Origin of the sequence: Pseudoalteromonas sp. 3D05 (genome assembly GCF_002723455.1) — a bacterium.
GTDB lineage: Bacteria > Pseudomonadota > Gammaproteobacteria > Enterobacterales > Alteromonadaceae > Pseudoalteromonas.
Window position 1 is genome coordinate 46631 of sequence record NZ_PDUS01000025.1, and the last position, 370, is coordinate 47000.

The following is a 370-nucleotide window of genomic DNA, read 5'->3' on the forward strand; positions in this document are numbered from 1 at the left end:
TGAATTCTGCATCTTGAGGTCGCTTGGGTATAAAACAAAAAAACCGACATTTAGTCGGCTTTTTAAACATTTATCGTGTCTTGTCCTGAAATGAGTTTACACATTTAGGACTTATTTATGAAGACCACCGAAACTAAAGGCACTAAGCGTACTCAACGAGATTATACATTGGGCTTTAAACTATCCATTGTTGAGCTGGTAGAAAAAGGCGACTTTACGTATAAACAAGCTCAAAAACACTATGGTATTCAAGGTCGCAGCACCGTTCTTGTATGGCTAAGAAAACATGGTAAATTAGATTGGTCTACACCAACTTATATGACCGATATGCCTAAATCAAAAGAAACCCCAGCACAAAAAATTAAACGTT

The 370-nt window shown here is 36.8% G+C and carries 1 pseudogene; it reads left to right on the plus strand.

Annotated elements, in window-relative coordinates:
- Positions 1–117: 117 nt before the first annotated feature.
- Positions 118–370: pseudogene (locus CSC79_RS18520) on the plus strand (helix-turn-helix domain-containing protein); the annotation flags it as partial.